Source organism: Spongiimicrobium sp. 3-5, assembly GCF_046557915.1.
Taxonomy (GTDB): domain Bacteria; phylum Bacteroidota; class Bacteroidia; order Flavobacteriales; family Flavobacteriaceae; genus JBHEBG01.
On record NZ_JBHEBG010000003.1, the window covers coordinates 391,440 to 407,804 of the forward strand.

At 40.0% G+C, this 16,365-nt stretch carries 18 protein-coding genes; 11 read left to right on the top strand and 7 right to left on the bottom strand.

Going from position 1 to position 16,365, the window contains the following annotated elements; genetic code table 11:
• Window positions 1–106 precede the first annotated feature (106 nt).
• Window positions 107–757 carry a DUF1684 domain-containing protein gene (locus ACEQ81_RS13250; protein ID WP_411031383.1) on the top strand — a complete coding sequence of 217 codons (651 nt, stop codon included), beginning with the start codon at window positions 107–109 and terminating at the stop codon, window positions 755–757.
• Window positions 758–819: 62 nt separating this feature from the next.
• Here the strand turns inward: ACEQ81_RS13250 and ACEQ81_RS13255 are convergent, their stop codons facing one another.
• The 5 genes from ACEQ81_RS13255 to ACEQ81_RS13275 form a co-directional block, all read right to left on the bottom strand.
• On the bottom strand, window positions 820–1,953 hold the full coding sequence (locus ACEQ81_RS13255; protein ID WP_411031384.1) for an outer membrane beta-barrel protein: 1,134 nt from the start codon (window positions 1,951–1,953) through the stop codon (window positions 820–822).
• Window positions 1,954–2,073: 120 nt separating this feature from the next.
• Window positions 2,074–3,318: an ammonium transporter gene (locus ACEQ81_RS13260; RefSeq protein WP_411031385.1), complete on the bottom strand. Its 1,245-nt coding sequence runs from the start codon at window positions 3,316–3,318 to the stop codon at window positions 2,074–2,076.
• 32 nt (window positions 3,319–3,350) lie between these two features.
• On the bottom strand, window positions 3,351–3,689 hold the full coding sequence (locus ACEQ81_RS13265; protein WP_411031386.1) for a P-II family nitrogen regulator: 339 nt from the start codon (window positions 3,687–3,689) through the stop codon (window positions 3,351–3,353).
• 290 nt (window positions 3,690–3,979) lie between these two features.
• Window positions 3,980–4,351 (bottom strand): fluoride efflux transporter CrcB, encoded by a 372-nt coding sequence (crcB, locus tag ACEQ81_RS13270; protein WP_411031387.1) that lies wholly within the window; start codon window positions 4,349–4,351, stop codon window positions 3,980–3,982.
• A gap of 17 nt (window positions 4,352–4,368) precedes the next feature.
• Window positions 4,369–4,545 (bottom strand): hypothetical protein, encoded by a 177-nt coding sequence (locus ACEQ81_RS13275; protein WP_411031388.1) that lies wholly within the window; start codon window positions 4,543–4,545, stop codon window positions 4,369–4,371.
• Window positions 4,546–4,969: 424 nt separating this feature from the next.
• On the opposite strand from ACEQ81_RS13275, the gene ACEQ81_RS13280 reads away from it, so the two are divergent.
• A complete protein-coding gene (locus ACEQ81_RS13280; protein ID WP_411031389.1) occupies window positions 4,970–5,356 on the top strand; it encodes a hypothetical protein in 387 nt (128 codons plus the stop codon).
• Between the two features lie 51 nt (window positions 5,357–5,407).
• On the opposite strand, the gene ACEQ81_RS13285 is transcribed toward ACEQ81_RS13280, so the two are convergent.
• On the bottom strand, window positions 5,408–6,472 hold the full coding sequence (locus ACEQ81_RS13285) for a branched-chain amino acid aminotransferase (protein WP_411031390.1): 1,065 nt from the start codon (window positions 6,470–6,472) through the stop codon (window positions 5,408–5,410).
• Between the two features lie 173 nt (window positions 6,473–6,645).
• Here ACEQ81_RS13285 and mnmD point away from each other — a divergent pair, with 173 nt between their 5' ends.
• The 9 genes from mnmD to ACEQ81_RS13330 all read left to right on the top strand — a co-directional run bounded on the left by mnmD (window position 6,646) and on the right by ACEQ81_RS13330 (window position 15,623).
• Entirely contained in the window at window positions 6,646–7,308 is a 663-nt protein-coding gene (gene mnmD, locus ACEQ81_RS13290; RefSeq protein WP_411031391.1) for a tRNA (5-methylaminomethyl-2-thiouridine)(34)-methyltransferase MnmD, read from the top strand.
• A 132-nt stretch (window positions 7,309–7,440) separates the two neighbouring features.
• Window positions 7,441–8,400, top strand: a complete 960-nt coding sequence (locus tag ACEQ81_RS13295) for a TIGR01777 family oxidoreductase (protein WP_411031392.1) — start codon at window positions 7,441–7,443, stop codon at window positions 8,398–8,400.
• Window positions 8,401–8,549: 149 nt separating this feature from the next.
• Window positions 8,550–9,101, top strand: a complete 552-nt coding sequence (locus ACEQ81_RS13300) for a nucleotide exchange factor GrpE (RefSeq protein WP_411031393.1) — start codon at window positions 8,550–8,552, stop codon at window positions 9,099–9,101.
• 9 nt (window positions 9,102–9,110) lie between these two features.
• Window positions 9,111–10,229 (top strand): molecular chaperone DnaJ, encoded by a 1,119-nt coding sequence (gene dnaJ, locus ACEQ81_RS13305; RefSeq protein ID WP_411031394.1) that lies wholly within the window; start codon window positions 9,111–9,113, stop codon window positions 10,227–10,229.
• 196 nt (window positions 10,230–10,425) lie between these two features.
• The gene (locus ACEQ81_RS13310) at window positions 10,426–11,361 is read left to right on the top strand and encodes an ABC transporter ATP-binding protein (protein ID WP_411031395.1); all 936 of its coding nucleotides are present in this window, start codon (window positions 10,426–10,428) and stop codon (window positions 11,359–11,361) included.
• On the top strand, window positions 11,354–12,688 hold the full coding sequence (locus ACEQ81_RS13315; protein WP_411031396.1) for an ABC transporter permease: 1,335 nt from the start codon (window positions 11,354–11,356) through the stop codon (window positions 12,686–12,688). The genes ACEQ81_RS13310 and ACEQ81_RS13315 overlap by 8 nt, the downstream gene beginning before the upstream one ends.
• Before the next feature lies 1 nt (window position 12,689).
• Complete coding sequence (locus ACEQ81_RS13320; RefSeq protein WP_411031397.1) at window positions 12,690–13,568, top strand: mechanosensitive ion channel family protein; 879 nt, start codon at window positions 12,690–12,692, stop codon at window positions 13,566–13,568.
• Between the two features lie 10 nt (window positions 13,569–13,578).
• Window positions 13,579–14,448 carry a DUF6268 family outer membrane beta-barrel protein gene (locus ACEQ81_RS13325; protein WP_411031398.1) on the top strand — a complete coding sequence of 290 codons (870 nt, stop codon included), beginning with the start codon at window positions 13,579–13,581 and terminating at the stop codon, window positions 14,446–14,448.
• Between the two features lie 11 nt (window positions 14,449–14,459).
• Window positions 14,460–15,623: a sigma-54-dependent transcriptional regulator gene (locus ACEQ81_RS13330; protein ID WP_411031399.1), complete on the top strand. Its 1,164-nt coding sequence runs from the start codon at window positions 14,460–14,462 to the stop codon at window positions 15,621–15,623.
• A 4-nt stretch (window positions 15,624–15,627) separates the two neighbouring features.
• Here ACEQ81_RS13330 and ACEQ81_RS13335 read toward each other — a convergent pair whose 3' ends face one another.
• The gene (locus ACEQ81_RS13335) at window positions 15,628–16,317 is read right to left on the bottom strand and encodes a hypothetical protein (protein ID WP_411031400.1); all 690 of its coding nucleotides are present in this window, start codon (window positions 16,315–16,317) and stop codon (window positions 15,628–15,630) included.
• Between the last annotated feature and the right edge of the window lie 48 nt (window positions 16,318–16,365).

Consider the following 16,365-nt stretch of genomic DNA (forward strand, 5'->3'; position numbering starts at 1 on the left):
ACATGAACCGTCTTCCAAATTGATGTAAATCTCATTTCCTGTTTTTGTTTACACAAAGCTAACCAAAAAAATACTATGTTGTATTTTTGAATTTTAAATTTGTGTTATGCGACTTTATTTTTTGATTTTAGTTTTGATAATCTTAGGTGCCGGGTGCACTGGTAAAAAGAAATATCATGATGTGGTTAAGTCCAGTACAGCTAGCATAGCAGGTAATGCGATGGATGAGATTTTAAAATTTCAGGAAGAACTGAACGCAGAATACAAAGACCCGGAAAGTTCCCCATTGCCCGACAGGTTTCGCAAGAATTTTGAATCCTTGGATTTTTTCAGTCCAGATACCAGTTATGCAGTGAGGGCCAAATTGCAATTGACCCCTGAAGCAGTTCCTTTTATGATGCCCACTACTACCGATAGGGAAGCCGAGGAAGTGGTATATGGCGTTGCACATTTTACCTTAAAAGGAAAGCCATATCAACTAGAAATATACCAGAGTCCTAGTTTAATTTTGCAAGAAGGTTATTCAGATTATTTGTTTTTACCTTTTTTGGACAAGACCAATGGCGAAGAGACCTATACCGGCGGTAGGTATATAGATCTTAGAATCCCTAAGGGCGATTCGCTTACCATAGATTTTAATAGGGCGTACAACCCCTATTGCGCTTATAACAAAAAATATTCGTGTCCCATAGTGCCAAAGGTAAATACCTTGGACACCAAAGTTTTGGCAGGGGTAAAGGCCTTTGCCAAAAAGTGAAAATGCCCCAACGTTTCCGTTAGGGCATTTCCCATTATAAATAGTCAAGTAAACCTATATTCTTAGAATTGATAGACCGCGGCCAATAAAAATGATGCCAAGCTATCATTGGCCTCCAAATCAGCGTTAATAAAAGCGTCGTCCGATGCACTATCCAAGCGCAGTTCTGGCTTTATGATAAGATCACCTATGGTTGCACTTCCGGTTAGGGTTATGGCAAAAACACTAGAATCTTCCACGCCTGTGCCAATGGCACCAAAATCTCCCATTTCTTCAAAATATTCGCCTCTTAGGCCAATGGCGAAGTTTTCCGATGTTTTGAGCTGTGGATAAAGTGCCGCTCCATAGAATCCTATATCATCCGTATCCTGATAGGTGGCGTTTATACCAAGGAAAAAGGTGTCGGTGATATCAAAACCTCCGGTATAATCAATTTGAAAAAGGGATTTGACATCGGTATCTGTTAGTACCCCATCTATCAATTGCTCATTTGTTCCCTGTTTTCCAAATATAAAGTTCAAATACTGTCCACTATACCCCAATTGCGCCCCGAAAGAAAGCTCTCCAAATGGGTTGATATCCGTAAAATCGGTTGGGTTAAGTATGGCAAGCATGGCAGACCAATCGTTACCCAAGTCAAAGTCGGCTTTTAAACCAGCATGTGAAAAGGGCCCGTAAGAAAACATGTATGATGTGCTGTAGTTAAAATTGGCGGCAGGTGAGATTACCTCATAGCCTAAAAAGGTATTGAAGTTACCAAAGGTAAGCGTAGTACTTTCACTAACGTTCCAGTATACGTACAATTGGTTAACAATGTTAGGCGAGCCAAAAGGGGAGCCAAAAACAGCATCTTCCCCACGAGGGCCAAATACCAAATCTGCCACAAATCCTACTTTTTCGCCTTCATAACCCGCTATCAAGTTTATCATACCCAGTGCAAACCCAGGATCGTTGGCAAAACTAGAACCAGGGGCGGTGGGTAAAAACGTACCCACTTGTAGGTCATTTTCAATAACAGGAACTTCTTTGTTAAGGCCATTAAAGTTAGCTCTATAGTAGGCATCTACCGTTCCACTGAATTCAAATTTGGGTTTTTCCTCGGCTGCCTCTTCTTGGGCAAAATTAGCCGTGGAGATTAAAACAAACGTTAGGAAAAATAAATTTTTTATGTATTTTGTGTTTATAATCGTTTTCATATTTCAATGATTTAAATATCCTTGTAAAAGGATTGTTAACTAGTTTAATTGAGTTGTATATTTTGAAAAAGGTTGTATTAACGGAGCGTTCTGCCAAACGCTCCGTTTCCTTTTTATTTACTAATGTTGGTTCATCCTAAAATCTGCATAAGCATCCATTCCGTGTTCATGAAGATCCAAACCTTCTAGTTCCTCTTCTTTGGAGACTCGGATACCAACGGTTTTCTTAATTACGGATAGGATGATGAATGACGATATGGTACACATTAAAGCAACGGCACCTACACCCGCTAATTGGTAAAGGAACTGATCGCCTCCGGCCTTAGCTCCAAAAATACCAACTGCCAAGGTTCCCCAGATACCGCATATTAGGTGAACTGCAATGGCACCTACGGGATCGTCCAATTTTATACGATCTATTAATGCTACCCCAAGCACAATGATGATTCCGGCAAGAAATCCGATAATTACCGCTTCGTTGGGAGACATAAGATCCGCGCCCGCGGTGATACCTACTAAACCGCCAAGGATACCATTGAGGAACATAGTAAGGTCAAAGTTTTTGTAAAGAATGGTAGAAAAAAGGAAGGCTCCTACACCGCCAGCTGCTGCTGCCAGACATGTGGTTACCAATACCAATGAAGTACCTTCGGGGTCTCCGGACAGTACAGATCCACCATTAAACCCAAACCAGCCCAACCATAATATTAAGACACCACCGGCGGCCAAGGGTATATTATGGCCTGGTATTGCTTTGGTTCTACCGTCTTCACCAAATTTACCGATTCTAGACCCTAACAGGTAAACGGCAATAAGCGCTCCCCAGCCACCTACGGAGTGTACCAAGGTAGATCCTGCAAAATCGTGGAACCCGGCGTCATCGCCTCCTAAGGTAGAAAGGAAACCACCTCCCCATTGCCACGACCCAACGATTGGGTATATCAGTCCTACATAAATAATGGTAAAGACCATGAAAGGTACCAGTTTTATCCTTTCAGCAACGGCACCCGAAACTATGGTTGCGGCTGTTGCTGCAAACATTCCTTGAAAAAGGAAATCTGTCCACCAAGTATACCCACCATCGGCGTATTCTGGTGTCATCCCATTTTCGGGAGCTGCAATTCCAAATCCGGCGAAACCAAAATAACCATTAAAGTCTCCCGGGTACATCATGTTAAATCCACCAATATAGTATAGCAAAAGCCCTACACATATGATGAAAACGTTTTTAAATAAGATATTGATCGTGTTTTTCTGTCTGGTTAGCCCAATCTCCAAGAAAGAGAATCCCATATGCATAAAAAATACAAGGGCGGTACATACCATCATCCAAACATTATTAGCTGTAAATAATCCTGCGTCCATTTTAATACTTGTTTGTTAGTTGAATAATTGTTTTAGTTGATTCCTGCGTGTCCGCTTTCTTTGGTCCGTATTCTATACGCTTCAATGACATCGGAGACGAAAACCTTTCCGTCGCCTACATTGCCCGTATTGGCCGAATCTAAAATGGCATTAACGGTTCTTTCCAAAAATTCATCGGATACCACTATAGATAGGTACCTTCTTTGAATGTCCGTGGTACTGTAAGAAATACCGCGGTAAACATGTCCTTGTTTTTCGTTACCAACCCCAGTTACATCCCAGTAACTGAAGAAGTTTACTTCGACATCATGTAAAGCCTTCTTTACATCGTCAAATTTTGATTTCCTAATAATTGCCTCGACTTTTTTCATAATTAATTTGTTGTTAATCGTGCCAAATATATGTTAATTTATAATAGACCCTAAATTATTAGGGGGTATATGCATAATTTTTATGTTTATAACAAATTACCCCTATAAATTTTAGGGGTATTCTATTTACAAATTAAAAAATTGAATATTTGGTTATTTTGTAGGACAACTTTAAAGGAATTGGTAGGAGAGCCTATGGACATAGGTGTAATAGATGTGTAAATCACATTATTTACCCTATAATCTTAAGAAAATACTAGATAATGGGAAGGGGAGAGATAACCCTAGGGTTATAGCAATTTGGCAAGCCAAAGCCCCAAAGCCACAGCAAGAAGACCTACTGCGATGCTAGCGATCGTATAAAATGAAAAATGCCAGAGCTCTCCTGCCTTCAATAAGGAGTGTTTTTCGAAAGCAAATGCGGAGAATGTAGTAAAACCTCCACAGAAACCAGTAGAAAGTAGTAAAGTCTGGTTTTGTGAAAGATAATCGTTCTTAAGAGATGCCCCAAGAACAAGTCCTATTATTAGGCATCCAATTATGTTTACCAAAAAAGTTCCTAAAAAAAAGTTTTGAAAATAGCTATTGTATGTTTTTCCTATGATGAATCTAAGGCTGCTGCCCAAACCTCCTCCCAAGAAGACAAGTAGTATTTGTTTCATACCCTAAAGGTAAAAAACTATACCGCCTTTTTGTATTTGGAAGTTATTAAATCTATGGGATAGATTTCAGCCGGTGTTTCGGAAATACCTTTTTCGGTAGGCCTATTCTTTTGATTTGCACCATTAACACTGAAGACCAGTAGGATGGCATTTATAGCAATAAGACCAAAAAGTATGCTTACAAAAGTTACCATTTAACGATATTATTTAGTACTACAACGCAAAATTACGCTATTTCTTATAGTATACGAGGAAAACGGAAATAATGTTGTCAACCCCCTAATTTTTGTGGTATATGCAAACAAAAAGTTAATTTTTGAGAAAATGTTTAAGGAAGAACAAGATTATTATAAAGGTTACAAACACAATTCCTACCCATTTAACACCTTTGTAATTTTTTGCATGCAATTTTTTGTCCTTTTTATAGGAAAACACCATAATGGCGATAAACATTACAACAAAAATGCCTGCAAATATTAATTGCCCGTTGCTGAACATATTGCTTATTTTTGTGCAAAGCTAACCCAAAATAGTATAAGGGTAAGGTGCCTTCCAAATAATTTTGATTGCCCGTTCTTTAATTTTGGATGTAAAAGTTAAACTTATAAATCGTAATAAATGAAAGATAAACTCAATGCCGTAGCACAATTCCACAACTCCTTTGGGTTGGGGGTTTCCGAAACCTTGAGAGCAAATTTGGGAACCGATAAGAACTTGTTGCGTTTTAATCTTATGGATGAGGAAAATAGGGAGTATTTGGAGGCAGCCAATAGTAACGACTTGGTAGAAGTGGCCGATGCCTTGGGCGATATGCTCTATATTTTATGCGGAACAATTCTGGAGCACGGCATGCAGTACAAGATCGAAGAGGTATTTGCGGAAATACAACAGAGCAATATGAGCAAGTTGGATGCGGATGGAAAACCAATCTATAGGGAAGATGGGAAGGTGCTAAAGGGCCCTAATTATTTTAAACCGGATATAAAAACGGTTTTGGATAGATAAAAAAAAGCACCATACTTATATGGTGCCTTTTATATGTAATCTATAATGGGATTAGATTTGATAGCGCCACCCAAATTTGTCTTCTGCCTTGTTGTATTGGATGTCCATGAGCTGGTCTTTAAACCGAACCGCATAGGAGTCTTGTAATTTAGGAAGTTCGTAGCGCTCTCCTTTGTAACCAAAGCCCAATATAGGGTTTATTACTGCTGCGGTGCCACTTCCGAACATTTCCATTAAAGTACCGTCTTTCACCCCTTCAAGAAGTTCTGAAACCTTAATAGGTCTTATTTCTACTTCTATACCTTGATCCTCGGCCAGGGCTATAACGCTTTTCCGGGTTACCCCGTCCAATATCCTGTCGCTGGTAGGGCAGGTTAATAGCTTGTCGCCTATCCTTACAAAAACGTTCATGGTACCAGCTTCTTCTATATATTCGTGAGTATTGGAATCTGTCCAGACCACTTGTTGAAAACCTTCCGATTTAGCCAAATTGGTAGGATAAAACTGCCCGGCATAATTACCTGCGGCCTTAGCCGAACCAAAGCCGCCATCAGCCGCTCTACTAAATTTTTCTGCTATTTTAACCCTTACCTCGCCACCATAATAAGATTGGGCAGGGGAAAGGATGATTATAAACTTATACTCTTCAGAGGGCGAGGCCATTACACTAGGCTGTGAGGCAATGACAAACGGTCTGATGTACAACGAGTTGCCATATCCCTTTTTAATCCAAGCTTCGTCTAACTGCAAAAGTGCCTTTAAACTCTCAAAGAAATATTCCTCCGGAAACTCTGGCATGGCCAATCTAGCGCAAGACGCATTGATCCTGTTAAAATTTTCATCGGGCCTAAACAACCAAACACCACCATTATCATCCTTATAAGCTTTCATTCCTTCAAAGACCGCCTGCCCGTAATGAAAGACTCGTGCGGAGGGTTCCATCATTAATGCCTGGTAGGGCATAATGGATGGGGTTTCCCAACTGCCATTTTTGTAATCGCAAACCATCATGTGATCCGTAAAAACAGATCCGAAGGTTAGGTTGTCGAAATCTACTTGGTCTATCTTGGAGACCTTTGCCTGCTCAATGTTAAGCTTGCTTATGGTTGTATCCATAGTATAAATTTTTTGCAAATATAAAATTAACCAATTATCATAAGTAGCTACTTCTTTTTATGGGTAAAAATCACCAGTTTTGCGATACAATCACAATTTTTACCATATTTGAAAAGTTTTAACATCTTACTTGCATATTTGGTAACAAGATTGGCTATAAGATCGGGCAAAAAGTGAAACGCAAAATAATTACTACTTCAGATGGTTCCAAGACCATCCATATTGAAGATTGGAACGAGCAATATCATTCTATTCATGGTGCCGTTCAAGAAGCATATCACGTTTTTATCAAATCGGGACTTACACTTTTTAAGGACAGATCCATCTCTATTTTGGAAATAGGTTTTGGAACCGGTCTTAATGCATTGGTGACTTGTGTTGAAGCGATTAATTTGGGGCTCAAAGTGGATTACATAGGGGTAGAGGCCTATCCGGTATCCCTGGAAGAAATAGAACAATTAAATTATATAGAACAACTAAAGGCCAATTCGTTCGAAGACGATTTTAGAAAAATGCATGCGATGGCTTGGGAAGAATCATTGCCTATAACCGATTGTTTTCAATTGCATAAGCAATGTAAAGACTTTATGGAGATACAAGACGTAGATAGGTTTGATTTGGTTTATTTTGACGCTTTTGGAGCTAGGGTGCAGCCCGAATTATGGACCCAGGACATTTTCTCCATAATGTACAAGGCCTTAAAAACCAATGGGATTTTGGTAACCTATGCTGCCAAGGGTAGTGTAAGGAGGGCCATGCAGGCGGTTAACTTTAGTGTGGAACGTTTACCCGGGCCTCCCGGAAAGCGAGAAATGCTGAGAGCTACCAAATTGTAATAAACCTTTAAGAAAAGTTAAATTATAACGTCTTATTGGAAGAGTCTTAACAAAGGCATAGACAATACTGTTAAACCTGAACTAAAGGGATGAAGCTTACATATTAAAACCAATACCTTTACCAAAAAAGCGATGAAAATTTTAATAACAGGTGCGACAGGATTGGTGGGGAAGGCGATCGTAGCCTTGTGCGGTGAGCGCCATATCGCCGTTAATTATCTAACCACCAACAGACAAAAAATTGTGAGTGCCCCCTATTATCAGGGATTTTATTGGAACCCGGAAAAAGGGGAAATAGATGAGCAAAGCCTTAAAGGGGTAACGGCTATTATTAATCTGGGCGGGGCCACTATTTCAAAGAGATGGACAAAAGCATATAAAGAAAGGATACTGAGCAGCCGTGTAGACGGTATAAAATTACTTCGAAACACCTTGCAGCGTATAGGTCCCAACCAAATAAGCTACTTTGTTTCAGCTTCGGCCATAGGCATTTACCCAGATTCGGAGACTAATTTTTATGATGAAGATGAGACAGCCATAGCTTCCGATTTTTTGGGTAGCGTAACCAAGGCATGGGAGGAGGAGGTTAATAAATTAAATACACCGAACCTAACCATTGCCAAAATCCGTATTGGCCTAGTACTTTCCAACAAGGGTGGGGCCTTACCAAAATTAGCGGTCCCTGTAAAAAGTTTCATGGGTGCTGCCTTTGGTTCCGGAAATCAGTGGCAGTCTTGGATCCATATCCAAGATCTGGCAAGAATGTTCTTATATGTATTGGAAAATAACTTAGGGGGTGTTTTCAACGGTGTAGGCCCTAATCCGGTTACAAATTCCAAGCTCCTCAAGGAGCTTGCCGGGACATTGCAAAGGCCTTTGTTACTTCCGAACATTCCAAAATTTGTAATGAAAATGGCTTTGGGGGAAATGTCCTATCTTTTGTTTGCTAGCCAAAGGGTAAGTAGCAAAAAAATACAGGAAGAAGGATTTGTGTTTAACTTTCAAAACATACGGATGTCCTTGGAAGACTTATATGCCAATAAAACAACAAAGGGCAATGCCCCAGATTCGGTACCCGACCAGCATATATAAAAGAGAAAATACATTATCCGAGTTTTACTAGAAGTGCCGTGCTAGCCGTATGGCACTTTTTTTTGGAAAGTTTTGTGACATTTTGACATTTTTAAAGAATTGGCAGTACTTTTGCCCCTTTAAATTCCGAGTATATAAAGTTATACTATATGAGTAAAAAAAATAAGGTTGAGGAGATGGATGAGGTAATCAACAACACGCCAGTAGAACAAGAGGAGAATACTTCAGAAGAGACCGTGGTGGAAGAATTATCCGTTGAGGAACAACTCCAAGAAGACCTAGGAAAGGAAAAGGATAAGTTTTTACGCCTTTTTGCCGAGTTTGAGAATTATAAAAAGCGTACTTCCAAGGAACGCATGGAACTTTTTAAAACTGCGGGCCAGGAAGTTATAGTATCGTTGCTGCCTATTTTGGATGATTTTGATAGGGCGATGAAAGAACTGTCCAAATCAGAGGACAAAGAAATGTTTACGGGAGTAGAGCTCATTCAGAATAAGTTTAAGGAAACGCTTAAGGTAAAGGGTTTACAAGAAATAACAATTAAGCAGGGCGATGCCTTTGATGCTGAAGTGCACGACGCTATTACACAAATACCGGCACCTAACAAGAAGCTAAAGGGCAAAATTATAGATGTGGTGGAAAAAGGCTTCAAATTGGGCGATAAAATAATCCGTCATCCCAAAGTGGTGGTAGGCAACTAAAAAAGAAATATGAAGGATGATTTTTACGAAATATTAGGGGTAAGCAAAAACGCCAGTGCTGCCGAGATAAAAAAGGCCTATCGAAAGAAAGCCATAGAATATCACCCAGATAAGAACCCGGGCGATACCAAAGCGGAGGAGATGTTCAAAAAAGCTGCAGAAGCCTATGAAGTTCTCAGTGATCCGGATAAGAAGGCACGTTACGATCAGTACGGCCACGCCGCATTCGAAGGTGGAGGCTTTGGTGGTGGAGGTATGAATATGGACGATATATTCAGCCAATTCGGGGATATCTTTGGTAGTGCATTTGGCGGCGGCGGATTTAGTGGATTTGGCGGCTTTGGAGGTGGAGGTCAACGAAGGGTTAAAGGAAGCAATCTAAGAATCCGTGTTAAACTCACCTTGGAAGAAGTGGCCAATGGTGTAGAGAAAAAAATAAAGGTCCGTAGAAAAGTTCAGGCAGAAGGAGTAACCTACGGAACTTGCCCAACTTGTAACGGAAGGGGTCAGGTTACCAAGGTTACCAATACTATTTTGGGTAGAATGCAGACCGCGGCAACATGCAGTACATGCGGGGGCAGTGGACAAACTTTGGATAAACGACCTAAAGATGCGGATGCCCAAGGGTTAAAGATAGCTGAGGAAACAGTTTCTATAAAAATACCCGCCGGTGTAGAAGATGGGATGCAGTTAAAGGTGCAGAACAAGGGAAATGACGCCCCGGGCAATGGAATACCAGGAGACCTTTTAGTAGCGATTGAAACCGAAGAGCACAGCACACTTAAAAGAGAAGGGGATAATCTTCACTACGATCTATACATTAGTATTTCGGAGGCCGTTTTGGGGACTTCCAGGGAAATTGATGCGGTTACAGGAAAAGTTAGGATAAAACTAGAAGCAGGCATACAGTCTGGAAAAATATTGCGCTTACGTGGCAAAGGAATCTCTAGTATAAACGGATATGGTAGTGGAGATCTTTTGGTGCATGTTAACGTATGGACGCCAAAAGAGCTGAATAAAGAGCAGCGCGAGTTCTTTGAACGCATGCAGGGGGATGAAAATTTTGAACCAAAACCAGAAAAATCCGATAAATCCTTCTTTGAAAAAGTTAAAGATATGTTCTCCTAAGGAAATATAATTTTCTTTTTAAATAAAAAACGTATATTTGAGTCAATATTGGGTAACCAATATTAATTTTCTTTTTCATAGCAATTTTTTTCCCATCCTTAATGTTTTAAGGGTGGGTTTTGTTTTTTAGGATGCATTTGGCTTAAAACGTTAACCTCTTTTAAAGCATTTATATATCTTTGGCAAAATTGCTTTCATGAACAATATTTTGGCTACCAAAGAGGTTACCAAGCAGTTTGGGGACCAAATGGCGCTTAACAAAGTTTCTCTCCAAATCCCAAAAAATAGTATTTATGGTCTTTTGGGCCCAAACGGTGCAGGAAAGACAACACTAATTAGAATAATCAACCAAATTTCTTACCCTGATACCGGTGAGGTTTTCTTTGATGGAGAACCCTTACGGCCAAATCATATTTCCTATATTGGTTATTTGCCCGAAGAAAGAGGATTGTATAAAAGCATGAAAGTTGGTGAACAAGCCCTTTATCTTGCGCAGCTGAAAGGACTGAGCAAGGCAGAGGCGAAAAAAAGGTTGAAGTTTTGGTTCGATAAGTTGGAAATAGGAAATTGGTGGAATAGAAAGGTGCAAGAACTTTCCAAGGGAATGGCACAGAAAATACAGTTTATCGTTACTGTGTTACATCAGCCCAAATTGCTGATTTTTGATGAACCGTTTAGCGGTTTTGATCCCATTAATGCCAACATTATAAAAGACGAGATATTAAAACTGAAGGAAAATGGCACTTCTATTATCTTTTCTACCCATAGGATGGAATCCGTGGAGGAGCTTTGTGAGTACATTGCCCTACTTCATAAGTCCGAGAAAATATTGGATGGCAGGCTGTCCGATATAAAGAATGCATACAAGAACAATATTTTTGAGGTTGGTTTGGAAGTTGACCAGGGCCATACGCTTTTGCAAGAGCTTTCGGAAAAGTTTCAGATTTCATCTTCCAGTTTGGATAGTGCCAATGGACATCTTGATTTAACAGTGCAATTGCCCGAAGGTAACTCTACAGATTTTCTGGCGCATTTATCGACCCGAGCCAACGTAAACCGTTTTGTAGAGACCATTCCGTCGGCCAATGACATTTTTATAAGAACAATTGAAAGTAAAAATAACGATGAGTAAACTGGGGCTGATCATAAAACGAGAGTACTTGGCCAAAGTTCGCAATAAATCTTTTGTGATCATGACATTTTTGAGCCCCATACTTATGGTAGGTATGGTGGTTCTCATTGCCTACCTTACCAAGGTCAATGACAGTGAAAAAAGAATAATTGCCGTGCTAAACGAAAGCGATTATTTTACAAACGATTTCCTTACAACGGATAACACGGGCTATGTAAATTTTAAGGAGATAGATTTAGAGACCGCTAAGGATTCTACCGCAAACCTAGGTTATTATGGTTTGGTACACATTCCGAATGCCACAGATCTGAAGACGGTGGCAAAACGCGCTTTTTTCTATACCAAGGAGGCGCCAAGTACTGCAGTCGTGGATGCCCTGGAATCCGTGTTCCAAGAAAGGCTGATGCAAAAGAAATTGGTAGATCTGGGTGTTTCTACAGAAGATTTCGCTTCCATGGAAGATCAGTATGAAATTAACACGGCCACCTTCGCCGGTCAGCAAAATGTAAAGGGCATCAATGAGATCAAGGCTTTTATAGGAGGAGGTTTCGGTTATTTGATTATGATGTTCATAATCATTTATGGAGGCTTTGTAATGCGCAGCGTTATCGAGGAAAAAACCAGTAGGATCATTGAAGTAATCATTTCTTCCGTAAAGCCTTTTCAACTTATGCTCGGAAAAATAATTGGTACTTCACTCGCCGGTATTACCCAATTCGCCATTTGGATCGTTTCCGCTTCATTGTTGTTGATGTTCGTCTTTTTTATTTTTAATATAGACCCACAAGGATTGGGTGCAGCAGGTTTACCAACTGCTGGTCCGGCAAATTTTGCATCGGTTCCAACCTCGGATGATATGGTAGAATTATATGCTGCCGAGCTTTTTAAAATTCCTTGGACTATGCTCATTATTTTTTTCATAATCTATTTTATACTTGGCTATCTTATATATAGTTCCATCTATGCGGCCATTGGCGCAGCAGTGGATAATGAAACCGATACCCAACAATTTATATTTCCAATAATTTTACCGCTAATGCTCGCTATTTACGTAGGATTCTTTTCGGTCTTTAGTAACCCACATGGCCCCATAGCTGTTGGTTTCTCGCTGTTTCCGTTAACTTCACCGATTGTGATGCTAATGCGTTTACCAGGAGGTATAGGCGAGGGAGGTGTTCCGCTATGGCAGCTAATAACGTCCATTGCACTATTAATGGGTACTTTTATGGGAATTGTTTGGCTGGCAGCCAAAATTTATAGGGTAGGGATCTTGATGTACGGTAAGAAACCAAGTTATAAGGAGTTGTATAAATGGCTGAAATATTAACATGGAAAAGTTAAAGGGAATTTTTACTGCAATAAAGGAGTTTTTGCTGCTTAAAATATATGATAGCAGTGACATTCATATTACCATTGGCACTTTACTGACCATAATTGTTTCGTTGGTGCTAATTACCTATCTATTGAAACTGGTACGTAAGTTGGTGACGGCCAAACTTCCCGAGGAGGATAAGAACAAGTTTGAGAGTATTTTCGGATTTCTAAAATACCTCTTTTATATACTGGTAGTCATTACCATACTACATTCCTCTGGGGTAAACCTAACCGTACTGCTTACGGCTTCTGCCGCCTTATTTGTTGGGTTGGGTTTTGCCTTGCAATATCTTTTCCAGGACATTATTTCAGGAATTCTGATAATTTTAGACCAATCTTTGCACGTTGGAGATATTATTGAGGTGGAACAAAAGGTAGGGCGTGTTTTTGAAATACGCCTGCGTACCACAAGGGCCCTTACCCGGGACGATAAGGTAATTGTTATCCCAAACCACAAATTTTTAACCGATAGTATTTACAATTATACCCAAAATCATAAGACCACCCGAGAAACTGTTAAGGTAGGTGTGGCCTATGGAAGCGATGTTATGCTGGTAACTAGGATATTGGAGGCTGTTGCTCAAGAGCAAAAAGGCGTTTTAAAGAACCCCAAACCCTTTGTTCTTTTTGATGATTTTGGAGATTCGGCACTACTCTTTTCCTTAAATTTTTATATTTCCGATAGTTTTATCGACCCAAAAATAAAAAGCCAAATTAGATACAAGATCGATGCCCAGTTTAGGGAAGCCGGCGTTACCATACCATTTCCGCAAAGAGATGTGCATTTGTTTCAGCAAACCAATAGTCCTATTGGCCCAGAGGGTAAAAATTGAAAAAGACCATATGATCAAACGTTTTGGGTATTGTATGTTTTTCTTAATGATTGCAGGCAATTGCCTATCCCAAAGCGGTGACATCCTTAGAGCGGAATATACCCTTATCCCAGAAAACGATTCTGGTATACGTACCTCTAGGTATCGTTTTTTGGCCAATGTTCCCATTAAACTTAACGATATAGCCTTTCTGATTGCCGGAGCCGAATACAGCTCCATCAGTTTTGATATTAGCGCGGATTTTCCTTTTGATAGTAGTGTCTTGGAAAAACTAAGAATAATAGATTTAAATGTTGGATATGTTGTAAAATTGCATGAAGATTGGCGTTTTATAGGCATAGTTACACCCAGACTTGCCTCAAATTTTGTTGAAGGATTACAGGGAGACGATTTTAGACTAAACTTTACGGCTACCGTACTGAGTGATAGAAAAGATGTAGAGAAACCATACCGACTGCTGGTTGGCTTAAGTTTCAATAGTGCCACCGGGTTACCGTTTCCGCTCCCCGTTGTTAGCTATCAAAGGAGGTTTCATCCCAATTGGTCCTTTGCCCTAGGGATTCCGCGCACACATATAAGACATCATATTAAAAACCATACGTTTCAATTGGGAGCGTTATTGGACGGTTACTTTGTAAACCTCCAAAATGACATTCTACTTCCCGATGATAACTTTGGGTCGGCCGTTTCCCTTTCTGCAGTTGTTGGCACCCTAGGTTATCAATTTAATTTCACGAAGAATATGTCCCTTTATGGTTTTATGGGATATTCACTTACACAAAAAGGTATTTTGAGGGACGATCAAAGGAATAATGTTTTTTTATTAAATAATGAAGGAAATATCTATTTTAGAACAGGATTTAAAATAGCAATTTTTTAAAGCTAAAGCGCATGTTGAAAATATTGGTGATAGAAGACGAATCCGCAATACGGAGGGTATTGGTAAAAATCCTTAGCGAAGAGAACGATTCCTACGCCGTTAGCGAGGCAGAGGATGGTCTTCGAGGATTGGAAATGATAAAGAAAGAAGATTTTGACCTTGTTTTGTGCGATATAAAAATGCCCAAAATGGACGGGGTAGAGGTATTGGAAGCTGCCAGAGGTTTAAAACCCGAAATTCCCTTTATCATGATTTCCGGTCATGGTGATCTGGATACTGCCGTTAATACCATGCGGTTAGGGGCATTTGATTATATTTCCAAACCTCCGGATTTAAACAGATTATTGACCACAGTTCGCAATGCCTTGGATAGAAAGGAGTTGGTGGTAGAGAACAAGATTTTAAAGAAAAAGGTGAGCAAGAACTATGAAATGGTTGGTGATAGCAAAGAAATATCCAACATTAAGGATATCATAGAAAAGGTTGCCCCAACAGATGCAAGGGTTCTAATAACTGGGGCTAACGGTACCGGAAAAGAACTGGTTGCACATTGGATACATGAAAAAAGTGAACGGAACAAAGCGCCTTTCATAGAAGTAAATTGCGCGGCAATTCCATCCGAACTAATAGAAAGCGAACTGTTTGGCCATGTAAAAGGAGCATTTACTTCTGCGGTAAAGGATAGGGCAGGAAAGTTTGAAGCAGCCAATAGAGGTACTATCTTTTTGGACGAAATTGGTGATATGAGCCTTTCCGCACAGGCGAAGGTCTTAAGGGCCTTACAAGAAAACAAGATATCTCGTGTGGGTACCGACAAGGACATCAAGGTAGATGTACGTGTAGTTGCGGCCACCAATAAGATTTTAAGTACGGAAATAGCCGAGGGCAGGTTCCGCGAAGATTTGTATCACCGCTTGGCCGTAATCCTCATCAAAGTACCTTCGTTAAATGATCGCAGGGACGATATACCTTTGCTTATAGACCATTTTTCCAAAAAAATAGCCACTGAACAAGGTACTGCCCCCAAAGTATTTGCTCCCAAAGCGGTTACACTGCTTAAGGGATATGATTGGACAGGCAACATTAGGGAGTTACGAAACGTTGTAGAACGTTTAATCATCCTTAGTGGAGAAAAGGTCACAGAAGAAGATGTAAAACTTTTTGCCAGCAAATAATGCCTTAATCTGTACAGCCGTTCAGTTTTTTTAATGCTTCGGCAGCAATGGCCTTTGTTCTTAGATTGTAGTATTTTTTTGCTTCGGTAAGGTTGTTTTTTAGCAGTTCTTGCTCACTATTGCCATGTATTTTAGAAGCAAAGCTTAAAGCTTCTTTACAAGGCACCGAGGCAACAACTTCATCCAAGGAATTCTGGAAATTTACCAAGGAATTATCTATTCGTTGATGCAGTGCCTCTAGATTAGGTCGTTTCATGGCCACTTTATCTGCTTTGGAGGCTACCGTATTCATAGCGAGCACATCACTGGCATAATTGCTCTTATGTAGTTCGTGCTCGTCAATGGCCTCTAAACTGCCCAGGGTGTTTTCCAAAGCTCTGTTCAATAAAATTTTACTGCTTTCCAGAGAAGTGGTGCGTGTGGCCTTCTTTAAATTATCCAGTCCTTCGTAGATATTTTTAACGGCATACTCGCAATCGCATGCTTCTAGCTGTTTTCTAGATTTTTCTATGGCATTAAGGGCCTTATAGGCAAAGAATTTAGATGTATTTAAATCATTGGCCTCCAAAGCTCTTATGGTCTGCGATTTTACATAGTCGATGTTAGAACCGGCATAATCACATGCGTTGTTAAACCCAAACAAGGTATGTGAGAAGAAAAGTAGTACGCAAAAAGAGGTGTTTATTATCTTCATGGCATAATGTGTTGATTAAGGACCGTTTGGGTTTTGGGAATAGTAAAT